This is a genomic window from Xanthomonas sp. SHU 308 (assembly GCF_000364645.1).
GTDB lineage: Bacteria > Pseudomonadota > Gammaproteobacteria > Xanthomonadales > Xanthomonadaceae > Xanthomonas_A > Xanthomonas_A sontii.
This window is the reverse complement of the sequence record NZ_AQOK01000651.1, coordinates 1-860: the sequence shown is the minus strand read 5'-3', so window position 1 is coordinate 860 and position 860 is coordinate 1. Positions and strand designations below refer to the sequence as shown.

Below are 860 nucleotides of genomic sequence, written 5' to 3'. Positions count from 1 at the left end.
GCTTCGATCGCAAGCCAACGCATTTCTTGGCTTTCCTGCCCAATGTGGCTGAAATGAATGTCGATACAGCCTAGCGCCGGCCGCTGGCGGAACGCGTCGCGCAGGGCACTTGCCGCGACGCGTGGTGCCGTCGCTGAGAGTTGCGGAATGTGCGACGGTCGCTGGCGGGAGCGCGGTACGCGCGGACACTGGAACGCGCCGTCGGCACGGCGCGACTGGTCGAGCGCCACGCGCAGCTGTGTGCCGCGAGGACACCTCTCCACGACGGAAAGTGTCCTGTAGGAGCGGCTTCAGCCGCGATGGGCTTGACCGGGAACGCCCCGTCGCGGCTGAAGCCGCTAACGCTGGATCCGGTGCGATTGCGGCGGAAACCGGTGCTGAGAGGCGCCGCTAGTCGCCGGTCCCGCCCGCGCGGCCGCGCAGCTTGTCCAGCCGATCCAGCAGGCCGATCCAGAACGCCGCCGGCAGCTCGGCGACCAGCGGCACGCTGAAGCACCAATCGTTGACGAAGGCCGCGCACTTCACCGCGTCCTTCTCGGTCATCAGCACCGGCAGTTCGCTGCCGAAGGCCAGGTCCGCGGCGCGGTACTGGTGGTGGTCGGGAAAGGCATGCGGCACCACGCCGATGCCCTGCGCGCGCAGCATGTCGAAGAAGCGCTGCGGGTGGGCGATGCCGGCCACGGCGTGCACGCGCTGGCCGGCGAAGCTGCGCAATGGCCGCGCACGGCCGCCGCGCAACGGTTGCGCGCTGTCGATGCGCAGGCGCATCGCCCATTCGCCGAAGCCGACTTCAAGCGCGCCGCTGTCGCTGGCCTGGCCCAGGTTGACGACCCGGAAATCGCATTCGTTGCCGCGCGCCA

2 protein-coding genes are annotated in these 860 nt (G+C 69.5%); both read right to left on the bottom strand.

Annotation, left to right across the window (positions count from 1 at the left end; all coding sequences use genetic code 11):
• Positions 1–230: hypothetical protein (locus tag D588_RS28595; protein WP_232764325.1), on the bottom strand; the 230-nt coding region annotated here is incomplete at its 3' end.
• Between the two features lie 160 nt (positions 231–390).
• Positions 391–860 (bottom strand): tetraacyldisaccharide 4'-kinase (locus tag D588_RS0118095; protein ID WP_017916975.1); only part of this gene is annotated, 470 nt, incomplete at its 5' end.